The 20,302-nt window shown below is 56.9% G+C and carries 16 protein-coding genes; 11 read left to right on the forward strand and 5 right to left on the reverse strand.

The window, feature by feature from the left end; all coding sequences use genetic code 11:
* From AB1L30_RS11500 to AB1L30_RS11520, 5 genes are all read left to right on the forward strand, one after another.
* On the forward strand, positions 1-579 hold the full coding sequence (locus AB1L30_RS11500; RefSeq protein WP_367013561.1) for an NfeD family protein: 579 nt from the start codon (positions 1-3) through the stop codon (positions 577-579).
* Positions 580-669: 90 nt separating this feature from the next.
* Entirely contained in the window at positions 670-1,713 is a 1,044-nt protein-coding gene (floA, locus tag AB1L30_RS11505; RefSeq protein ID WP_367013583.1) for a flotillin-like protein FloA, read from the forward strand.
* Between the two features lie 23 nt (positions 1,714-1,736).
* Complete coding sequence (locus tag AB1L30_RS11510; RefSeq protein ID WP_367013562.1) at positions 1,737-2,309, forward strand: hypothetical protein; 573 nt, start codon at positions 1,737-1,739, stop codon at positions 2,307-2,309.
* 97 nt (positions 2,310-2,406) lie between these two features.
* Positions 2,407-3,324 (forward strand): NAD(P)-dependent oxidoreductase, encoded by a 918-nt coding sequence (locus AB1L30_RS11515; protein ID WP_367013563.1) that lies wholly within the window; start codon positions 2,407-2,409, stop codon positions 3,322-3,324.
* Positions 3,325-3,489: 165 nt separating this feature from the next.
* Positions 3,490-3,918 carry a response regulator gene (locus AB1L30_RS11520; protein ID WP_367013564.1) on the forward strand — a complete coding sequence of 143 codons (429 nt, stop codon included), beginning with the start codon at positions 3,490-3,492 and terminating at the stop codon, positions 3,916-3,918.
* Between the two features lie 6 nt (positions 3,919-3,924).
* Here the strand turns inward: AB1L30_RS11520 and AB1L30_RS11525 are convergent, their stop codons facing one another.
* Both AB1L30_RS11525 and AB1L30_RS11530 read right to left on the reverse strand, forming a co-directional pair.
* A complete protein-coding gene (locus tag AB1L30_RS11525) occupies positions 3,925-5,214 on the reverse strand; it encodes a PQQ-binding-like beta-propeller repeat protein (protein WP_367013565.1) in 1,290 nt (429 codons plus the stop codon).
* A 70-nt stretch (positions 5,215-5,284) separates the two neighbouring features.
* Positions 5,285-5,959 (reverse strand): CerR family C-terminal domain-containing protein, encoded by a 675-nt coding sequence (locus tag AB1L30_RS11530; RefSeq protein WP_367013566.1) that lies wholly within the window; start codon positions 5,957-5,959, stop codon positions 5,285-5,287.
* 132 nt (positions 5,960-6,091) lie between these two features.
* On the opposite strand from AB1L30_RS11530, the gene AB1L30_RS11535 reads away from it, so the two are divergent.
* The 4 genes from AB1L30_RS11535 to AB1L30_RS11550 all read left to right on the forward strand — a co-directional run bounded on the left by AB1L30_RS11535 (position 6,092) and on the right by AB1L30_RS11550 (position 12,720).
* Positions 6,092-7,444, forward strand: coding sequence for an HlyD family efflux transporter periplasmic adaptor subunit (locus AB1L30_RS11535; RefSeq protein WP_367013567.1), 1,353 nt, complete (start codon positions 6,092-6,094; stop codon positions 7,442-7,444).
* 2 nt (positions 7,445-7,446) lie between these two features.
* Positions 7,447-10,746, forward strand: coding sequence for an efflux RND transporter permease subunit (locus tag AB1L30_RS11540; RefSeq protein WP_367013568.1), 3,300 nt, complete (start codon positions 7,447-7,449; stop codon positions 10,744-10,746).
* Positions 10,747-10,817: 71 nt separating this feature from the next.
* Positions 10,818-11,594, forward strand: coding sequence for an SDR family oxidoreductase (locus AB1L30_RS11545; RefSeq protein ID WP_367013569.1), 777 nt, complete (start codon positions 10,818-10,820; stop codon positions 11,592-11,594).
* 157 nt (positions 11,595-11,751) lie between these two features.
* Positions 11,752-12,720 carry a hypothetical protein gene (locus AB1L30_RS11550; RefSeq protein WP_367013570.1) on the forward strand — a complete coding sequence of 323 codons (969 nt, stop codon included), beginning with the start codon at positions 11,752-11,754 and terminating at the stop codon, positions 12,718-12,720.
* A 92-nt stretch (positions 12,721-12,812) separates the two neighbouring features.
* Here AB1L30_RS11550 and AB1L30_RS11555 read toward each other — a convergent pair whose 3' ends face one another.
* Positions 12,813-16,148, reverse strand: coding sequence for a PVC-type heme-binding CxxCH protein (locus tag AB1L30_RS11555; RefSeq protein WP_367013584.1), 3,336 nt, complete (start codon positions 16,146-16,148; stop codon positions 12,813-12,815).
* A 402-nt stretch (positions 16,149-16,550) separates the two neighbouring features.
* On the opposite strand from AB1L30_RS11555, the gene AB1L30_RS11560 reads away from it, so the two are divergent.
* Both AB1L30_RS11560 and AB1L30_RS11565 read left to right on the forward strand, forming a co-directional pair.
* On the forward strand, positions 16,551-16,979 hold the full coding sequence (locus AB1L30_RS11560; RefSeq protein ID WP_367013571.1) for a hypothetical protein: 429 nt from the start codon (positions 16,551-16,553) through the stop codon (positions 16,977-16,979).
* Positions 16,980-16,982: 3 nt separating this feature from the next.
* A complete protein-coding gene (locus AB1L30_RS11565; RefSeq protein WP_367013572.1) occupies positions 16,983-17,579 on the forward strand; it encodes a 5-formyltetrahydrofolate cyclo-ligase in 597 nt (198 codons plus the stop codon).
* Here AB1L30_RS11565 and AB1L30_RS11570 read toward each other — a convergent pair.
* Both AB1L30_RS11570 and aroH read right to left on the reverse strand, forming a co-directional pair.
* Entirely contained in the window at positions 17,576-18,487 is a 912-nt protein-coding gene (locus AB1L30_RS11570; RefSeq protein ID WP_367013574.1) for a cysteine peptidase family C39 domain-containing protein, read from the reverse strand. The genes AB1L30_RS11565 and AB1L30_RS11570 overlap by 4 nt on opposite strands.
* 354 nt (positions 18,488-18,841) lie before the next feature.
* Positions 18,842-19,267: a chorismate mutase gene (aroH, locus tag AB1L30_RS11575; RefSeq protein WP_367013575.1), complete on the reverse strand. Its 426-nt coding sequence runs from the start codon at positions 19,265-19,267 to the stop codon at positions 18,842-18,844.
* Positions 19,268-20,302: the final 1,035 nt, after the last annotated feature.

Here is a 20,302-nt window from a genome sequence, read left to right on the forward strand (position 1 = left end):
ATGTCACCCGAAATGATCGCCGTGCTGCTGCTTCTGGCCGGCTTTGGACTGCTGTTTCTCGAAATCTTGCTGCCAACCGCTGGGGTCCTGGGCTTTCTGGCGGCGGTCATGCTGATCTCTTCGGTCACCTATGGCTTCATGAAGTGCAGCTTCGGCATGGGGACGGCGCTGCTGGTCATCGCGGTTGGGATCGTCCCTTTCGTGATTGCCCTGGCGGTGAAGGTTTGGCCTCACACGCCAATTGGAAAAATGATCTTGCTCGATTCCGCCACCGACGAAATTGCTCATTCCAATAAGAACTCCCTCGTTGAACTCGTGGGTCGGCAAGGGATCGCGCAAAGTCGCTTGCTGCCTGGGGGCGTTGCCGAGATCGATGGTCGCCGCTGGGACGTCGTGATCATCGGGCCTGTCGCGGATCAGGGTGATTTGATCGAAGTGGTGGAAGTCGAAGGGAACCGAATTATGGTTTCCCGAGTCGACGACGACGCGGCCGAGCCAGAAAAACCAGTCGTCGAAGAGACAACCGAGTCGCTATCCTCCCGCAACGACGCGATCTTCGAAGATGACCCCTTTGCTTGACTTTCGCGGTCAGAATGGCATAACAAGTGACTGATATCCGACCTTACGCCCCTCGGTAGATTGACCCACACGATGCACATCCTCGAAAACATGCCACTTCTGGCCGGCTGGTGGAACAACGTGATCATCTTCGGGCTGCTCGCGCTCGGGCTGTTCATGTTGCTGATGATCGGCATCATGGCGTTTTATTTCCGGCTTTGGATCCAGTCGATCTGGACCGGTGCCGGAATCACGATCCTCGATCTGATCGGGATGTCGTTCCGAAACGTGAATGCCAAAATGATCGTTCGCGGCAAGATCATGGCCGTTCAAGCTGGCCTGGGCGATTCGTCCGGCATCACCAGCAAAGCACTCGAAGCCCACTACCTGGCCGGGGGCAATGTGCCGCAGGTCATCAAAGCGATGATCGCGGCCAACAAAGCGAAGACGATTCAGCTCACCTTCCGCGAAGCCACCGCCATCGATCTCGCCGGTCGCGATGTGCTGGAAGCGGTTCAAACGAGTGTCTATCCCAAGGTGATCGACTGCCCACCTCGTAACGCGAAGAAGACTTCGCTCGATGCGATGGCGAAGAATGGCATCCAGTTGAAGGTGAAGGCACGCGTTACGGTTCGGGCCAACCTGCAGAAGCTGATTGGTGGTGCCACTGAAGAAACGATTATTGGTCGCGTCGGTGAAGGGATCGTTAGCGCGATCGGTTCGGCGGCGACCCACTCGGAAGTGCTCGAAAACCCGGACATGATTTCTCGCGCGGTGCTTTCGCGACGCCTCGATGCCAACACGGCTTTCGAGATCGTTTCGATCGACATCGCCGACATCGACGTGGGCGAGAACATTGGTGCTCGTCTGCAGGCCGATCAAGCGGAAGCGGACACCCAGGTCGCCCGAGCTCGTGCGGAAGGTCGCCGAGCAATGGCCGTTGCGGAAGAACGCGAGAACCTGGCCGAGATCGAGAATGCCCGTTCGATGCTGGTCGATGCCGAAGCGGAAGTCCCCAAGGCAATCGCCGAAGCCTTCCAAACCGGTCGTTTGAGCATCATGGACTACTACTCGCTGAGAAACGTCCAGGCCGACACGGACATGCGAAAGTCGATCGCCATGTCGAGCGGCGGTTCGACGAACTCGAATAAGTAAACACCACATACCGGGATCCGATTGTGGGATTTTGGAATCTGATAGCCGAAGCGAACGCGATCGAACTGCTGATTCGAGTTGGTGTCGTCGTGCTGTTTATCTTCGGACCTTATCTCTTGAAGTTTCTAGGAGGACAAGCCGTGCAGGACGACCGAGGGAACCCCGGACGACGTAAGCGCGAACCTCAGTCCGATCTGGAACGCGAGATCGCCGAGTTTCTCGCTCAAAGCCGCGGTGGCGGTTCACCGGCCTATGCTCCGGCGACTTCCGCTGACGATGAAGACGACGACATCGTCCCGGCCCAGACAGCTCACGAATCGTTACGCGATCACCATTTGGAGTCGACGCTGGAAAGCCAAGCCGCGCCGCCGACTGCTCCGGCGAAGCCTGTGTCCACCAGCGACCAGCCTTATCACGTGCACGAGTCGGAACAAGCGAATACTCCGGAAATCTTTAGCTACGATGAATCAGACCCGAAGCCAGCCGGCCAGAACGCCGGGGCTTCGATTGCAGCCATGTTCCGCGATCCGACTCAGGTCCGCAACGCGTTCATCTTAGGTGAAATCATGGCTCGCCCCAAAATTCCGCGTCGCTAACGCTGGCCCACCGCTCGCGTCTCTTCTTCTATTTATTCGCGGATGATCCCCAAGCGGATCGATCTCGCGGCTCTTCCTTTGCATGAAAGACCACTCCATGGCAGCCCCCACGATTGTTCCCGGAAAAACCAAGATCGGCTGGATCGGTACCGGCGTCATGGGCAGCAGCATGTGTGGCCACTTGATCGAGAAAGGCTTCGCGGCCACGGTCTACAATCGCACGCAATCCAAGGCCCAAGGCTTACTCGACAAGGGAGCCGCCTGGGCCGACACCCCAAAGCAAGTGGCCGAGGCCAGCGACGTTGTCTTTACCATCGTTGGTTTCCCGTCCGATGTCCGCGAAGTAATCCAGGGGGAAGAGGGTGTCCTGGCCGGCAGCAAGCCTGGCAACGTGATCGTCGACATGACCACCAGCGAGCCTTCGCTGGCAATCGAGATCGCCGAGACGGCTGCCAAGCAGGATGTGTTCAGCGTTGACGCCCCCGTTTCCGGCGGCGATATCGGCGCTAAGGAAGCCCGGCTGTCGATCATGATCGGTGGCGACGAAGCAGTGGTTTCCTCGCTGCAGCCATGCTGGGAAGCGATGGGCAAAACGATCGTCCGTCAGGGCGGTCCCGGGGCAGGGCAGCACACCAAGATGGTCAATCAAACGCTGATCGCCACCGGCATGATCGGTGTCTGCGAAGCGCTGCTGTATGGTTACAAGGCGGGTCTCGACCTGAAAACAGTCATGCAGAGTGTCGCATCCGGTGCCGCAGGAAGCTGGTCGCTCTCCAACCTGGGGCCACGCATCATCAACAACAACTTCGATCCAGGCTTCTTCGTCGAGCACTTCATCAAAGACATGGGCATCGCCTTGTCGGAAGCTCGCAAGATGGGAATTGCCTTGCCAGGCCTGGCATTGGGCGAACAGCTTTATCAGGCCGTGAAAGCCCAAGGGCACGGTCGTCAGGGAACGCACGCGTTGCAATTGGCTTTGAGTCAATTGAACAACATCGACTGGACTAAGCGGTAATCCGTTTTCGGATCAGGCCGAGTCTTCCGGTTATTCCACGCACCCCGCTACAAAACGTGGTCTTTTCGCAACCGATGCGTTTTGACAACACGCGTTTATGAGGCAGGCTTCTGATAGCCAGATCTTTTTGTCGCCAACAGGGCGACGCGCAAGCAGGGGCAGGAAATGATTGCGGATGCTATTCCCGAATTAGAGCAGTGCGCGGAAATGGAGTGCCGAGGTGAGGTGCTCATCTGCGACGACGAACCCGATATCTGTGAAGCGCTCGCGCACTTCGTACAGAAGCGAGGCTTCGATCCGATCGTCACCCACAAAGGTGGCGAGTGCGTTCGTCTGGCGCTGAAACAACGCCCAGCTGCAATCTTGCTGGACGTGAATTTGCCGGACGTGTGCGGCTTGGATGTCTGCTCGCAGTTGGCCGACGACGACGAAACCAGCGAGATCCCGATCATCATCCTGAGTGCCAACGGCAACGAAGGAACGATCCGTGACATTCGCCGTAGCGGAGCTCGGTTCTATGTTCGCAAGCCGTACGATCCTAACACGGTGATGACGATTCTCGAGCAAGCGATTCAAGACTCGCAGAGCTGGTAAGCTGCGTTAGTCCTCGAGGCTCACGCAGACGACTTCTTCGTCGTTTCGTGCCACGATGCAGCGTTCGGCATAGGCGGGAAACGCCCAGCAAACGCCATCACGCCGCGAAAGCTGCTGCCGAGTTGGTGAAAGAATCTTCGTTCGCGAGATCTCGTCGAAGCCTTCAGGCGATAAACGCGCGATGATCAGTTCGCCACGCTCGTTGAACAGAAAGTAACGATCCGCGTGCTTCACGAAGTGGATCGTCGCCCAGCGTGCTTTCGGCACCGCAGTCTGGTCTTCCCAGATGCGATCGCCGTTCTCAGCATCGATGCAGCGCAGTTGCCCGTAGCTGTCGACGCCATAGATGTAGTTGCCGTCGAAGACCGGCGTGCTGATCGTCGAGTGCAGCCCATCGGTATCGTTCTCGGAACGGCCGGCACGCTGCCAAAGCACCTCGTAACCGAACTCGTCCTGCTTGATTCGCAGCATTAAACAACCATCGTAAAACCCGGTAAAAAAAGCACGATCGCCCTGAATCACAGGCGTCGCCACGCGCATCAATTCGCCACGAGGTGCCCAGGGGTACCGCCAACGGATCTCGCCATTTCGTGGGTTCAACGCGGCCACGCTGTCAGCCGTCCACACCAGAAGCGTTGGCCGGCCAGCCTGATCGATGATGATCGGGGACGAATAGCTGGCGCGATCGTTCAAACTCCGCCAAACTTCTTCGCCACTGTCTTTATCCAGCGCGATCACGCAGGCCCCTTTCGCGCCGCCGATCTGCAGAATCAGATTGTCTTTCCAGAGCAGGGGAGAGGCCGCGATACCCCACACGGGCATCCGAATCTTGTAGACCTTCGCCAGGTCGCGCGACCAGAGCTTCCTGCCAGTGATGGCATCGAGGCAAAACAAGTTGCCCATTGAACCGAGAATGTAGACTTCGGAATCATTCACCAGCGGAGTCGCCCGGGGACCGGCCGTGTAGCTGATGTTTTCGTACGCACACTTATAGTCGAAGGTCCACAACTTCGTGCCGGTGTTCATGTCGATGCAATGAACGCGTTCTTTCTGCTCTGGCTCGGTCACGCGATCAGTGACATACGCATACTCATCCGCCACAGCCACGCCACTATAACCGCCGCTCACCGGAACGGACCACTCTTGCGAAAGACCTTTCCGCGGAAACTTGCGGACGATGCGGCGTTCGTTCCACTCGCCATTGCGATCGGGGCCGAGCCATTGCGGCCAGTCGTCCGCGACCGCCGTATTGCCAAGCAGGGCTAACAGAAACCAACCAACAATCGCGCCGCGCATGAACACTCTCCCAACAGATCAGAAAGGGGCAGGGAACCAGCGAGCAGCGTGAAGAATCGGACTCGGAAAATCAACCCGAATCGGACTCGCAGAAACGCTCGATCGCTGAGATCACTACCTGAAAGATATGATCCGAGACTGCTTCGACCGTGAGTTTCCGACGTTCTTCTTGAGAAATCAGCATGCCGATGATCGGGCCCGCCAACTTGTAGTGCATGCACTGACCCACCACGGTGAACCCGAACATGTGTCTTTTGCAGGTCGGAGTGTCCTCCGGAAGAAGTTCTTTCAGAATTTCGTTCAGCAATTCAAAGTGGGGACGAACGAACTCTTGCACAATGTTTCGTGTCGCATCGGATGGCTCACTCATCTCGCGAAAGATCAGCAAGTGGTTATGGTCGACCCGATTCTGGGCCGACATCGCCAAAGCCACCATCTGCCGGATGAAGCCCTTCAAGCGGTTCCGCGGAGGGGACGCCGGATCATCCTCGGGGGGAATCAAGCCACTGGCGATCGCTTCTTTTCCCGCATCTTTGAACGATTGATGTCGGGCTCGATGGGCTTCGCGGACCGCTTCGATGTACAAGCCACGCTTATCCTCGAAGTAATATTTCACGGCGTTGACGTTCACGTCTGCCTTGCCGCAAATGCGGCGAACCGTTCCGTGGTCGTATCCATGCAGGGCAAATTCCTGAATGGCCGCCTCTAAGAGGCGCTGTTTCGCATCAGTGCTCGTCGAACTCATGAATTCTCTGTGGTTGCGATTGTATTTTTCCGATCCGCTAGATACGATCGAGTTAAACACGCGTTTCATTCTAAGGCAGCTAACTAATTTTGGCCACCTATTCGGCCCTCATCTTTGCACGAGAAGTCGCTCATGTCGAAGCTTTCTAGCATCCTGGGCTTGGTTCTGAAGACGCTTGTCTCCCTCTGTCTGGTGGGTGGAGGCTTTGCAGCCATTTTACTGCTGGGAGAGGCAAAGACCGAATCGGATCAAACTCCCCACGAGAATATTCGTCTGGTCGAGGTCCAATCGGCCGAGTCCCACCAATCGGGCGTCACCTTCGAGGTGGACGGAGTCGTGGTTCCGTATCGAGAGATCCAACTGGCGGCGGAGGTTGCTGGCCGGGTAATCGAGAAATCGGACCAGTTGCGGATCGGCCGGGTCGTGTCTGCCGGCAAACCGTTGGTCCTGCTCGATCGCCGCGACTATGAACTGGAACTAGAGCGATTGCAAGAGGACCTGGACGAGGCGGTCGGCAATATCGAGGAAATGGACGTTCAGATCGCGTCAACTTTAGGGCAGATCGAACTCGCCGATCAGAACCTGACCATTCAGACTCGGTCGGCCGACCGAATCCGTTCGCTGGTCAGTCGAAACGCCACCACCGAAGCGAGCCTCGACGAAGCCTTGCGTGCCGAACTGACTGCGAAGACTTCGCTTCAATCGCAGCGAGACCAATTGAACCTTCAGCGTGCCATGAAGTCGCGACTGGAAAATGTCCGCGACCGCTTCAAGTCCGAGATCGCCATGGCCCAGCTCAAACTGAGCCGCACCACGATTACCTCGCCGATCGATGGGGTTGTCGTGGAAGACAACGTCGAACAGGACAGCTACGTGCAGCAAGGGACCGCCATCTGTGCGATCCGCGATACCTCGAAGCTCGAAATCAAGTGCAGCCTGCAAGCCCACCAGATGAAATGGTTGTGGGAGTCGTCGAACGGTTCCACCGAGCAGAAGCAGCTTGGTGCCTATGAACTGCCAGAAACGCCGGTCACTGTGCGATATCAGATTGGAAACGAAACGTACTTGTGGGATGGCAAGTTGACCCGTTACGACGGCGGGCAGATCGACCCAGAAACCCGAATGATTCCCTGCCGCGTTCAAGTCGAGAATCCACTCCAGGTTCGTCGCATTTCGGAAGATGGCAAAGTTGACCTGGTCACGGACGTGCCAACCTTGATGGTGGGCATGTACGTGCAAGTCGACGTCCATGTGACACCCCGTGCACCTCTGGTCGCTGTGCCGGTTTCGGCAGTCTACCCCGGCAATCGTTTGTGGGTTGTCGATGGCGATGTCCTGCGTCGCCGGCAAGTTTCCGTCGCGATGACCGAAGGTTCCAACGCCCTGGTCTACGCAGGCCCTGGCCGGCTGGAACAAGGTGAGAGCGTGGTTGTTTCTCCTTTGGCCGCACCGTTTGATGGTGCCAAGGTGGAGGTGAAACAGTAGTCATGCGTGGTATCGTGAAGTGGGCGATCTCAAACGCGCCCGGCATGAACATCTTGATGGTCGCGGCGATTCTCGTCGGTGCGTTTTCTCTCTGGCAGATGAAACGCGAGACGTTTCCTGACTTCGACCTCGACATGATCCTGGTCCAAGTACCTTACCCAGGGGCGGCACCTCAGGAAGTGGAAGAAGGGATTTGTCAGAAGATCGAAGAAGCGGTTCGTTCGCTCGACGGCATCAAGAAGGTGACTTCCGTCGCCGCGGAAGGTGCCGGTAGCGTGATCATCGAACTGGAAACTTCGGTTCGCAATCCGGACCGTGTTCTCGATGAAGTTCGCTCCGAGATCGACCGCATCCCCAGCTTTCCCGAAGAAGCGGAAGACCCCGAAGTCCGCAGCGTAACCAGCCGTCGCCCGGCCATTCGTGTCGGCGTGATTGGCCCGGAACAAGATACGGAAGAAGCCCAGCTTCAGCTTCGTAGTGTCGCCGAAGAAGTGCGTGACGAGATGCTGCAGTTGGATGGCGTTTCGCAAATCGACTTTATCAACGAACGCGACTACCAGATCGACATCGAAATCGGTGAATCGGTTTTGCGTTCGCATGGTCTGACGCTGGGCAACGTGGCCGAAGTGATTCGTCGTGAAAACCGCGAGTTGCCTGCCGGTACGATCCGTGGCGAATCGCAGGAAGTCCTGCTGCGAGGTAACAATCGCCGCACATCTGGAGACGATCTAGCCGAGTTGCCGCTGATCAAGCAGGCCGAAGGTGCCGTGCTGACCATCGGTGACCTGGGGACCGTGCGCGACGAGTTTGCCGATACGACCTCGCGGGCCTATATCCGTGGCAAGCCGGCGATGGCGATGACCGTGTCGCGAAGCTCGGACGAAGACTTGCTGAAGATGGTCGACGCGGTGAAGAACTACGTCGCTCAGAAAAAACTGCCCAGTGGCTACGAACTGCTGACCTGGAGCGATCAATCGATCGAAGTTCGCGGGCGATTGAACCTGCTGATCGAGAACGCCATCTACGGCTTGATGATCGTCTTCTTGCTGTTGGTGCTGTTCCTCGACCTGGAACTCGCCCTGTGGGTTTCGATGGGAATTCCGTTCTCGCTGTTCGCGGCCGGCGTCTACCTGTACGCGACCGGCGAAACCATGAACATGATCTCGATGTTCGGGTTCCTGATGGCCCTGGGCATTGTGGTCGACGACGCCATCGTCGTGGGGGAGAACATCTATGCCCATCGTCAAATGGGCAAGCCCCTGGCCGACGCCGCGATCGATGGCACCACGGAAGTGATGAGCTCGGTGGCCTCTTCGACGGCGACCACCGTGATGGCGTTTCTTCCGCTGCTGTTCGTCTCGGGCATCATGGGCAAGTTCATGAAGGTGATGCCGATGGCGATTATCGCCATTCTGCTCGCGTCGCTGTTTGAATGCGTCACGATCTTGCCATGTCACCTGTCGCACAAGAACTCGCGACTGATGGGCATCCTGAAGTACTTGCTGTTCGTCGTTTCCTGGCTGCTGCCGGTGGTGACGTTCGCCAGCAACACGACGACGAAGATCCTCGACTGGTTCATCAAGAACATCTACGAACCATGTCTCCATTGGGCGCTGCACAATCGCATCATCATCTGCGGCGCCGGCGTGTGTGCGATTATGGTGACGATCGCCATCGTTCGCTCCGGTCTCGCGCCGATCGAATTCATGCCAAAGCTTGATGGCAACACGGTCCAGGCTCAGATCTCGTTCCCGGACGGCACGCCAGAGCATGTCACCCAGGAATGGACCAAGCGAATCGAAGATGCCTTCTGGGCGGTGAACGATCGCCTTTCGCCGCCGGGCGAGAGCCTCGGCCAGGTCTCGTTCCGCACGGTCGGCGCCCAGGTCACCAGTGGTGGCCCTCCCGGGTCGTCGACTGAAGGTGGCAACGGTAGCCATGTCGGCAGTGTGGAAATCGAACTGCAAGATACCGAAGAACGGGAAATCAGCAGCATGGAAATCGTCGAGCATTGGCGGAAAGAACTGGGCTCGGTCCCCGGTGCCGAAACGCTGACGATCAGTTCGCTCGCCTTGGGGCCCGGTGCCACGCCAATTGAGTTCCGCTTGCTCGCTGACAGCAAGCACATGGACGACCTGGAAGAAGCGGTTGAAAAGACCAAGGCCCAAATGGAAATGTACTCCGGCCTGATCGACATCGCCGACGACTCGATCCCTGGCAAGTGGGAATATCGCTTCCGCGTGAAGCCGAAGGCTCAGGCCATGGGAGTCACCACCGCCGATCTGGCGGAAACCGTCCGGGCCGCATTCTACGGCCAAGAGGTCATGCGTGTGCAGCGAGGGCGCCATGAAGTCAAAATCATGGTTCGCTATCCGCAAGAGGATCGCCACCGCCTGGCATCGTTCGACGATATCCGCATTCGCTTGAACGACGGAATAGAACGCCCGATCACCGAGCTCGCTGAAGTCGATATCGTACGTGGCTACTCCGAAATCAATCGCGTGAAACAGAAGCGAGCGATCAAGATCACGGCCGACATCGCGGAAGGGAAGGGAAACGAGCTGGAAATCGTCAACGGCCTGAAAACCGATTTCATTCCGAAGCTGCTGGCCGAGTACCCAGCGATTAGCGTCTCTTGGGAAGGCCAAAACGAACAGCGATCGGAATCGATGGGTAGCCTCTTGTTTGGTTTCGTTGTGGCATTGGTCGCGATGTTCCTGCTGCTGGCGTTCGAGTTCAAGTCGTACTTCCAGCCGCTGTTGATCCTGGCGATTATCCCCTTTGGTGCCATTGGTGCCGTCGCGGGTCACGCGATCATGGGGATGCCGCTCACCTTCTTCAGCATGTTTGGACTCGTTGCTTTGACCGGGATCGTGGTAAATGACTCGATCGTCCTGGTCGACTTCATCAATCAACGTGTCCAGGCAGGACTGCCGGTGAATCAGGCTTTGCTGGAAGCGGGTACGCGGCGTTTTCGTCCGGTGTTGTTGACAACCATCACGACCGTCGGGGGCCTCCTTCCGCTTTTGATGGAGACCTCGCTGCAAGCTCAGCTGCTCATTCCGATGGCGACTAGCATTGCCTTTGGCGAGATCTTTGCCACGGTCCTGGTGTTATTTTTGGTACCAGTTGGGTACTCCATCAAAGTCACCATCCTCGAAACGCTGGCCCCTGGGTCGTTCCATGACAGCCATTCTGATGGCGCGATTGAGGCCCCGGTCGGCGGACCGCTGGTCACCACGACCACGACCGAGCAATTCTCGGGGACAACCGGGATGCCCGCGTCCCCTTCCCACAGCTAGTTGCCTGGGGCGGATCCTGAGAGAATAACTCACATATCAGCTGACGCTTTGTTTCGTTCGGGAGTTTTCTCATGGATTTACAACTCAAGAATAAGAATGCCCTCGTCACCGGTTCGACCAAGGGCATCGGATACGCCATCGCTCAGGTCCTCGCACAAGAAGGAGCCAATGTCATCGTGAATGGCCGCAGCGAGGAATCGACCAAGAAGGCCGCCGAAGCGATCGGCCACGGTGCCCGCGGGATTGCCGCCGATGTCGGTACGGCGGAAGGTTGTGCCAAGCTGATCGCCGAAGCAGGTCAGGTCGACATTCTGGTCAACAACGCTGGCATCTTTGAACCGAAAGCATTCGTCGACATCCCGTCCGAGGACTGGCAACGTTTCTACGATGTGAACGTGATGTCGGGCGTTCGCCTCACGCAAGCTGTTTTCCCTGGTATGCTCGAGCGAAACTGGGGCCGCGTGCTTTTCATTTCCAGCGAAAGTGGCGTGCAAATCCCCGCCGAGATGGTTCACTACGGGATGACCAAAGCGGCGAACATTGCATTGGTGAACGGTATCGCCCGCCTCACCAAGGGAACGCACGTCACCGTCAACGCGGTACTGCCAGGCCCAACCGGATCAGAAGGTGTCGAGGAGTTCGTCGGCGAACTGGCCAAAGAAAACAACTTGTCGAAAGATGAGTTCGAGAAAGAGTTCTTCGCGTCGGCCCGACCGACTTCGTTGATCCAGCGATTCGCGGAAGTCGAAGAAGTCGCCAATACGGTCGCTTATTACTGCTCGCCTCTGTCGAGTGCCACCAACGGAGCGGCCATCCGCGTCGATGGCGGCGTGGTCCTGGGCACCTAAGTCAAGCTTGCCCCCTCTTTCCCGCGATGGTGAAGAGGGGGCATTTTCTTGCTAGCCCGGCGTTTCCTTTGCCACAGGAAACCATCTCAGACGAAACCTTCGCCTCGGCTCTCAGGTAATCGTAGGTAACCGATCACCTAATCTTGCGAGGGTTACTATGCTTCGTCGTCGCTGGCTGGGATGTGGGCTTCTGCTGGGAGCCTCGCTGTTCTTTTTTAACGGCCGAAACTTTCAGGCCGCTGAACTTCCAACGCCGGTCCGATCCGGGCAGTTCGAGGTAACCACCGAGTCAGGCGGCTTCGAGCGGACCGCTACGATCCACATTCCCAAAGGATACAATCCGCAATCACCGCCTCCGCTGGTGATCACCTTGCATGGCGCCGGCGGGCAAGGCGATTCGATTCTGAACATCGACAACTGGGCGAAGAAAGCGGACGAGAAGGGTTTTATCGTGATCGCCCCGAACGGCTTGCCGGCCCGACCGCGGCTGCCGGGCAACTTCCTGAGCAATCCTTACCTGTGGAACTCGGGCCAACTGCGGGAAGGTGGGGCTCGCTCGCAAGTCGACGACGTCGCTTACATTCGCACGTTGCTGGACGAGTTGGCGAAGAAAGTCCCTTACGACGCGACCAAAGTGTTCGCCACCGGACACAGTAACGGGGGCGGCATGACCTTTCGCCTGGGGGCTGAAATGGCGGATCGCTTAGCGGCAATTGGTACGGTCGCGGGAACGGTTTCGGTCGACAATCCGCAGCCAGCCAAGCCACTTCCATCGCTCTTTATTCTTGGGCTCGAAGATCCACTGCTACCGTACAAAGGTGGCGAGTCGACGCTACCTTGGGGCACGCGTACCACGCCGCCGATCGCTGGCTTGATGGCCAAATGGGCGACGGCCATTCAATGCCAGACCGAACCACAAACGATCGCGGAAGATGATGCCGTGCAAACAGTTCGCTATCCCTCGAAGAACGGCGGACCGGAACTAACCGTGCTCTACCTGAAAGGTCATGGGCACGCCTGGCCGGGGGCTTCGCGGAACTTACCTTCGCGACTGACCGGTCCGAACACCAGCAAGCTGAACGCGACCGACGAAATCTGGAGCTTCTTCGAGGCGAGCACCAAGTAGCGATCCCGCTGCGCAAGGGAAAGGGGCACGACGACCCAGCGATAGTCGTGCCCCTCCTTTGCTTGGCTTCGATCGAAACTGGCTAGACGAGCTTACTCGTGACCGGCCGACTCGCCTTTCTTCAGGCTGGCCAGAAATTCGATCAGGTCGCGAAGTTCCGATTTGCTGAGATGCTTGTAAACATCTTCGGGCATCGGGCTCTTGGCGCTCTTACGACCTTCGATATCGTCTTGCGGAATCGTGATCAGCTTGCCGTCGGCATCGACCAGGTTCACCGCTTCGTCGGTTTCTTCCTTCAGCACACCAGAGTACGTCTGGCCATCGACGGTCAGTACCAGAATCGACTCGAAACCTTCGGCGATCTTGGCATTCGGCTGCACCACCGCTTCCAGCAGATATTCACGAGTCTTCGTTTGCCCCAGAGCATCAAGCTCCGGCCCAACACGTCCTCCTGTGCCCATGGCCCGGTGACAACGCACACACGAGGTTTCCGTCTTCTCGAAGAACACTTTCTTGCCCTTCTCGAAGTTGCCGCCAGAAAGGGCGACGCGGTACTCGGCCAAGGGGTCGGAAGGATCAAGCGACAAGCGGTACTTCTCGAGCAGCGAGGCGATCTCGGCCGAATCTTTGAAGGCGGTCGCCGCTTCCAAGGCATCCAGACGGGTATCTTCCGGCAGGCTTCCATCGATCAGCTTTTCCATGGCGGAAGCGACAATCGCCTCCGAACCTTTGGGCTTGCTCTCGGCCAGGGCGGCCAAGGCGTGCTGGCGTTCGATCGTTGAATCAGCGGCGACACCATCTTTCAGCGTCGCGGCAGCTTCCGACGGAGCCAGCTTGGCCATCTGATCTCGCGCGGTTGCTCGGACCAGGGCCTGATCCGATTTCAAAGCTTCTTCCACAACCGGCCTCGCCTTGTTGGCATCGACACGGACCAACGCTGCGATGGCATCGGCTCGCGTTTCGGCCGATTGCTTAGGATCGCTGGCCAGGCCGATCAAAACCGGAGCGACCTGCTTGATACCGAACGTCGCTGCCAGCTTGGCCGCCTTGTTGCGGACGTTCTCGTCGGTGGTCAGCAGTTTTGGCAAAGCAGCCGCCAACGCTTCGCGGGCAGGGCGTTGATCTCGTTCTTCCAGCGGGCGATAGAAGTTGATCACGCGATCGAGTTGGCCCGGCTTGTCCCATGCTTCCAGCATCGCTAAGGCTTCCAGACGCATCGCTTCAGGAGCATCACTACGAGCGGCGAAACGGGCCAAGGCTTCTGCGTTTTCAGGATCACCCAAACGGAAGTTGGCGTTCAGTACACGTCGCAGCATGGCGTCGTTCTTCCAGCCCGAGTCGATCAGGCGAGCGACTTGAGGCATGGCGTTTTCCATTGGAAGATCATGAATCGCACGAACGGCTTCCAAGACGATCAGTTCGTTGCCATCGTTCAGGAAACGCACCACGGTGGGGCTTTCGAGACGACGCAGAGCGACCACTGCTGCCAGACGCACGCTTGGCGAAGGATGGTTCGCCAGGTCAGCCAACGACTGGATACTTCGCATCCCAGCCATCGCCATAATGCCACCATGCCGCAGCACAGGGTCTTCGTCGGCATTGGCCGCCAGAATCTCGGCCACGCGATCAATCACTTGATTAGGATCACCGTGGGGGCCTGCGTTGCCCAAGGCAGTCATCGCAAAGTACTGCACGCGCGGATTGTCGTCTTCCAGCAAACGCGGCAGACCGTAGATAACTCGTAGTTCCCCCAGCACGCGACCGACTTGGGCCCGCACTTCGGGGTCTTCGTCTTTCACGAGTTGGGTCGAAAGCATCTCGACTGTCTTCACGCGTTCGGCGATTTTCGAGTCCTTCTCGGCAATCTGACCGATGCCCCAGATCGCATGCAGTCGAGCCAACTGTGGCTGCTCAATATCTTTGGCGACCGATTCCAGAACAGCCAGTTTCTTGGCGGCGGCTAAGGAAAACTGAGCCTTCATGCGGATACGACGATCCGGGTGCCCCAAGAACGCTTTCAGTTCGTCGTCCGACTTCGCGCTGAAATCGGAAGGCATCAACGCTTTGACCTCAGCGATCAGCTGGGCGTCTTCCGGATTCTTCTTCGTCAGACGATAGATGCGTCCTTTGTTCAAACCGGTCCAACCATCAACCCAGTCGCTGATGTACATCGCACCGTCCGGACCGAAATCGACATCGGTGACTAACATCTTCCAAACGAACTGCTCGGAGTCGACCAGTTCGTAAGTAGCTCCCTTCGGCTTCATCTTGAATGTGCGGATACCGCTATTGGCAGGTCCGCCGCGGAAGTCACACAGAAAGAAGGTGCCGTCGTATTCTTTGCCAAAACCAGTGCCTGGATAATGCACCAAACCACTTGGACCGTCCGAAATATTGATGATCGGTGGAACGATGTAGGCGGCCTGACCTTCGTGGTAAGGATGCCACAGCTTCTCGCGATTCCAGGGACCACGATCGCTGAGGTACTGGTACGCCATGTTCCAACCGGTGTGACCACCTTTCACCAGGTAAGCCCAACGAGCCTGGTCGCCACTGTCGGAATTGTTATCGCATGTGAAGAGGTTGCCGTAATCGTCGAAGGCCAACTCTTGCGGATTTCGCAGACCGGTACAGAACACCTCCAAGTCCGAACCGTTCGGGTTGCAACGGAATACCGCGCCGGAACCTGGGTCTTTCAGACGCGTTCCGTTGACTTCAATGTTGTAGCCACGGTCGCCGATGCTGAAGTAAATCTTGCCGTCTGGCCCGAGCGTCAGACCATGCAGGTCATGCCCACGAAACGCGAACCGCACTCCGTAGCCTTCGCTGAGCGAGACCTTCTCGTCGGCGACGCCATCGTTGTTGATATCGGTCAGCTTCCAGACGTTCGGAATGTTGGTGTAGTAAACGCTGCCATCCAAGGCCAACACGCCAGCGCCCGTGCCTTCGACGACATCGTTGTAGCCAGACGAGAAGACCGTATCTTGGTCTGCCTTGCCATCGCCTTCGGTATCGACCAGCATCCGGATTCGATCGTCATGCTGGGTGTACTTCTGAGCGGCTTCTGGATGATGCTTCAAGATATAGGCCCGACGATCTTCCACGCTTTGCGCGGCCAGGTCGTCGACCAGCCAATAGTTGTGATTGCGGTTGTCCTCGACTCCCTGACCTTGGCGATACGTTTCGGCGACATACACGCGTCCGAAATCGTCGAGGCAGAACGCTACGGGATTGGCCATCATCGGTTCGGCGGCGAAGAGGGTCATCTCGAACCCTTCGGGAACCTTAAAACCAGCGATGGCTTTTTCTCCTTCGTCCGAAGCAGGAGCCAGTTGCGGAACCTCGGGTTCTGGTACCTCGGCCCACACGTTCCCAACCGGAATGGTCAGCAAGCCAAGCATCAACAGGTTACGGGCAGCGCAAGTCACGATCTTCAAGGTCAACTTCCTTCGGATGGGTCGATTGGAGGAGTTTGCCAGACAACGCGAGGCTTGGAACCAGATCTTTTCCCGTGAAATCCGGGCGAGGGGGGATGAGATAGGGAAATGGTTCGCTCTTCGCGGTAAACTTTTAAGGGTAGTCCGTTTTACCGAGATTCACAAGATTCGGCGAATCTGTTGTTCCACTCCTGATTCCAGGCCCCCGACAAGCTCATGGTTGAGGAAAGCCCCCGTATTAGCGTTGTTTGCAGCGTCTGTGGTGAAGAACTCATAGGTGCGGTCAATCGATGCTGGAAATGCGGCACCAGTTTCTCGAAGACCAGAAATCAGAATGGAGGCCGGATACCCCCCAGGCCCAGTGCCACCAAGCATTCTACCGGCCTTCCTCCGGTGCGAAGATCCCCGGTCCTGGTCGAGTATCTTCGGCTGCAACCTGTGACCGACGACCAGCCGGTAGTGGCCGCGATTGTGGAAGAAGACGAAGCGGAATCAACGAATTCAGCTTCACCAGTCGCCCGCCCCACCTCCGCCACCAAGCCGGCACATGGCACGCTTAAGATCGACTACCCTCAAGTCGGCAGCGTTTGCTTGGCGCTGCTAACAGGACTGGTATCGTACTTCTCGATTGCCGGAGCTGTCCTGGCCGTTGCCGCCATTACCCTGCAGATCTTTCTGCTGAATCAACAACAGTCGAAACTGCGCTGGCTCGGTTTCGGCCTGGCGGTCTTGGCATCCCTCTGTGCACTCACTCGGCTAGTCGCGACGATCTTCGAGTGGACAACTGGCCTGAAACTCGACGTTTTCCTATTCGGATCGTAGACTGTGATCGAGCTACCGATCGGCAAACCGCCAAAAGCATGGATCCGCGAAACGGCACTGGCCCAGCGACGAAGCCTGACCGATCGCACAGCGCGAAGTGCCGCCATCGCCCAGCGCGTTCTGCCAGAACTTGACCATCACCGCCAAACGCCGCTGGTCTATGTCGGTGTTCGCGATGAAGTGGCAACCGATTCGATCCTTCATCACACGCTTCATCAGTTCGGCAACGTCGTCGTTCCTTACTGCTTGCCAGGCAACGAGCTCGGACTGTTTCGCCTGGAAGATTTCGCCGAGCTCGAGCGGGGAGCGTTCGGCATTCGAGAGCCACGAGAAGAATTGCGGGCAAATCGATTGGTCGGGCCACAAGAGATCTCGCTGGCCTTAATCCCAGGCGTCGCGTTCGACCACACCGGCAATCGAATCGGTTACGGCAAAGGCTATTTCGACCGGCTTTTAACGCAATTGCCGAAAGATTGCCGCCAGATTGGCCTGGCGTTCGACTGCCAGCTATTCGCAGAGATCCCGGTCGAGACGCACGACATCCCCATGCATCAGATTATTACCGAGACGCAAACGATCGTTTGCTCACCAGCCGATTAACGGGCAGCGACTGCAGGGAACTTGTTCAAGGCCGAAGACTTGTTCTTGAACGCCGGTCCTTCGTAGTCCTGGACCAGCATCGCGCTGTGGCCATCCCACAATTGATGCAGCTCTTTCTCGCTCCAAAACTCGATTCCGATCTCTGGATTGGGGTCGGCGATCATGAAGTAGCCCTTCACCCGACCAAGACAGACCACGGAATGGATCTCGCCCGGCTGCCATCCCGAAGGAAGCCCTGCGGCGTTGCCAGTCCCCAGCCAATCTCGCTTCCCAACACGCAATACAACCGGACGGCCTGCCGCTGCCAACTCTTCGGCGGTCAGGTAATCCATTTTCACCCTATAGGGTGAATCGGCCGTCTTCAGCTTCAGACCGCGATAGAAACCCTTCCACGAAGTCCCTTGCCGCGTGAGGCAAAGTTCAGCCATTTCCTCTTCGGTGGTGGGAATGTCGTAGTGATTCAACAGCGTCGCCGCACAAGCAGCCGTGCAGGTTTGATTCGTGGTTTGATAACAGATGCCTCGGCTATCCCACAACACATCACACTTCGGAGCGTCTCCCATCACCGGGTAAACCAGCGACCAGACACCAACGCCAAGCAATCCAGCCATCGGCACAGCGCGGCGCCAACCTTGATCTCGAAGGCGATTAGAAGCGACGGCAGCCAGAATCAAGGCAGCCAGTGGGTAGATATTGCTGAGGATGATCAGATTCGAGAAGGGAAGCAGCTCCGTTAAAAACAGGCTCTCCCAGACAAAGGCAGTGTAGAGCCCGACGAGGATGATGGTGGCAATTGCCAACTGATTCAAAGCGGCCACAGACCAGTTCCTGGTCCAGGCTCTTGTGGCGATAAAGCCGCCAAGGCTGATCAGTCCGACAATGATGTAGCCCGCGATAACATCCTGCATACGAGCCTCCCTTCCTGGTGGTTACGGCACCACAAACGGTTGAAACGGGGGATGCCTGACAGTGGGGCGACTGTCTCGTCGATCGACGACAGATGAGTTCACGATAATAGTATCGTTAACATCTGATGAAGACCATAGACATTCATCGCCATTCTCTTCGATAATGCGGGGTTACGAACCTTTGAACCCTTCGCAATGTGTCGAAAAAAACGCCTAGTGCTGAGGTGTACTACCAAAGCAATAGGACCGGCGTAGGGAGTGCACGTCGAGTGCCAAACCCGGAATAACGCTAGCGGCACGATTCCAGAACGCCGCCAGTAACTGTCTATGGGATAAAGAGTTAAGACTTAACGCTTACTTCATGTGGACCATCTGCTGTTCGATCCACTGCTCAAGTTCCTGCCAATCAATCTCTGGAACCTGGCACAAATCTGGGCGAAGCCGGACTGCATCACGGACATAGACGTGGTGAACTTGATCTTGGGGCTTGTCGGTATTCCAGTGCAGAAGAATCCGGACACAGCGAGGCAGCGAGCCAGGGACGCTGATCTCATGGGTGCAAATCAAAGGGACGTCCATCCAGCCAATTTGCCGCGCGGCCAGGGCAGGGAACTCCGCATTCAGATCACTGGTAATCGTGAAGATGGCGCTGGCCACATCTTTCGGATCGATCTCGTTCTGGCGGATCATTAAGGCCAATAACTGCCGCGTCGCCTCGAGAATCTCGTCTCGATCGTTATGGGTAACCGTCGTAGCCCCGCGAACACCTCGGCAAATCATGGCTGTCGCCTTCTTCCGTAACCTGAAAACTGAGCAGCTCCCGCTTGAGAGCCGCGATGGACGTCACTACTTGAGTATGCCTCAATTTATTCGCCGCCAGTTTAGCAAAGTCAGCCTCTAAATTCTGGTGCCCCTGAAAACATACGCGGAAATGGCTGGCACACTATCGTTTCACCCTCAGTGCCGAACGATTACGTGAAGTAATAGAGCATCCAAAATGCCCACCCGCCAACTGTATTACTAGGGGGCTCCACAAACGGCCCTACCCTTGTGAATGGTTACGCCGCTGTGCCATGCCTCAACGGAACTTGGTTACGCAGGGCTACCGGTGCCTGAATCAAACACACTTCGGATGGCTAATTTGCCTCAGCGAGGGCCTCTCTCAGACCCTCAAAACACCCTCCCAAGACCCCGCAGAGAGCAATTTCGCAAAGATTCCACAACTCCGAACCCTTTACATTTACAGCACTTACAGCAGATGCTCACGAATTCTGAACAAAAACCCCATTGGCCCCTTTGACGTGAGCCCAAGTTGCTATAGGATATACCGTCTCACCTGAAGGGAATGACGCCGACAGGGAGAAGCGAAAGCTTTTGATCTTTGACAATTTGGTAGTGACCTCTGTTTGAGAACGAAGGTGGTTGTGCTTTTGGAGGCCAGCTTGCTGGCTGAAGAAAGCGATCATTATTTGAACTCAAACTAGTTCAATTTCTTTTTAAACTAGTAGCTAGTTCAAACACTGTCGATTTTTAACTTGCTAAATCGCTTTGAGGCTTCGGCCTTAGAGTTAAGCAAATATTTAATTGAAGGGTTTGATCCTGGCTCAGAATGAACGTTGGCGGCATGGATTAGGCATGCAAGTCGAGCGAGAACCAAGGAAGCTTGCTTCTAAGCGTTGGCGGAAGGCCCATGGCCGCAGAAGGCTTACAACGATGCCTTGATGCGTGACTTGAACAAGCGTCGAGCACATTCCGACTTCATCATCAACAAAGCGGTGATCGGCCAGCCAACCAAGATGGACAACACGCTGGTTG

Source organism: Bremerella sp. JC817 (assembly GCF_040718835.1).
Classification (GTDB): domain Bacteria; phylum Planctomycetota; class Planctomycetia; order Pirellulales; family Pirellulaceae; genus Bremerella.

Coding starts and splice junctions, on each gene's coding strand:
- AB1L30_RS11550 (WP_367013570.1), top strand. CDS start 11,752: ATGCTTCGTCGTCGCTGGCTGGGATGTGGGCTTCTGCTGGGAGCCTCG.
- AB1L30_RS11540 (WP_367013568.1), top strand. CDS start 7,447: ATGCGTGGTATCGTGAAGTGGGCGATCTCAAACGCGCCCGGCATGAAC.
- aroH (WP_367013575.1), bottom strand. CDS start 19,267: ATGATTTGCCGAGGTGTTCGCGGGGCTACGACGGTTACCCATAACGAT.
- AB1L30_RS11500 (WP_367013561.1), top strand. CDS start 1: ATGTCACCCGAAATGATCGCCGTGCTGCTGCTTCTGGCCGGCTTTGGA.
- AB1L30_RS11520 (WP_367013564.1), top strand. CDS start 3,490: ATGATTGCGGATGCTATTCCCGAATTAGAGCAGTGCGCGGAAATGGAG.
- AB1L30_RS11515 (WP_367013563.1), top strand. CDS start 2,407: ATGGCAGCCCCCACGATTGTTCCCGGAAAAACCAAGATCGGCTGGATC.
- AB1L30_RS11545 (WP_367013569.1), top strand. CDS start 10,818: ATGGATTTACAACTCAAGAATAAGAATGCCCTCGTCACCGGTTCGACC.
- floA (WP_367013583.1), top strand. CDS start 670: ATGCCACTTCTGGCCGGCTGGTGGAACAACGTGATCATCTTCGGGCTG.
- AB1L30_RS11530 (WP_367013566.1), bottom strand. CDS start 5,959: ATGAGTTCGACGAGCACTGATGCGAAACAGCGCCTCTTAGAGGCGGCC.
- AB1L30_RS11570 (WP_367013574.1), bottom strand. CDS start 18,487: ATGCAGGATGTTATCGCGGGCTACATCATTGTCGGACTGATCAGCCTT.
- AB1L30_RS11535 (WP_367013567.1), top strand. CDS start 6,092: ATGTCGAAGCTTTCTAGCATCCTGGGCTTGGTTCTGAAGACGCTTGTC.
- AB1L30_RS11525 (WP_367013565.1), bottom strand. CDS start 5,214: ATGCGCGGCGCGATTGTTGGTTGGTTTCTGTTAGCCCTGCTTGGCAAT.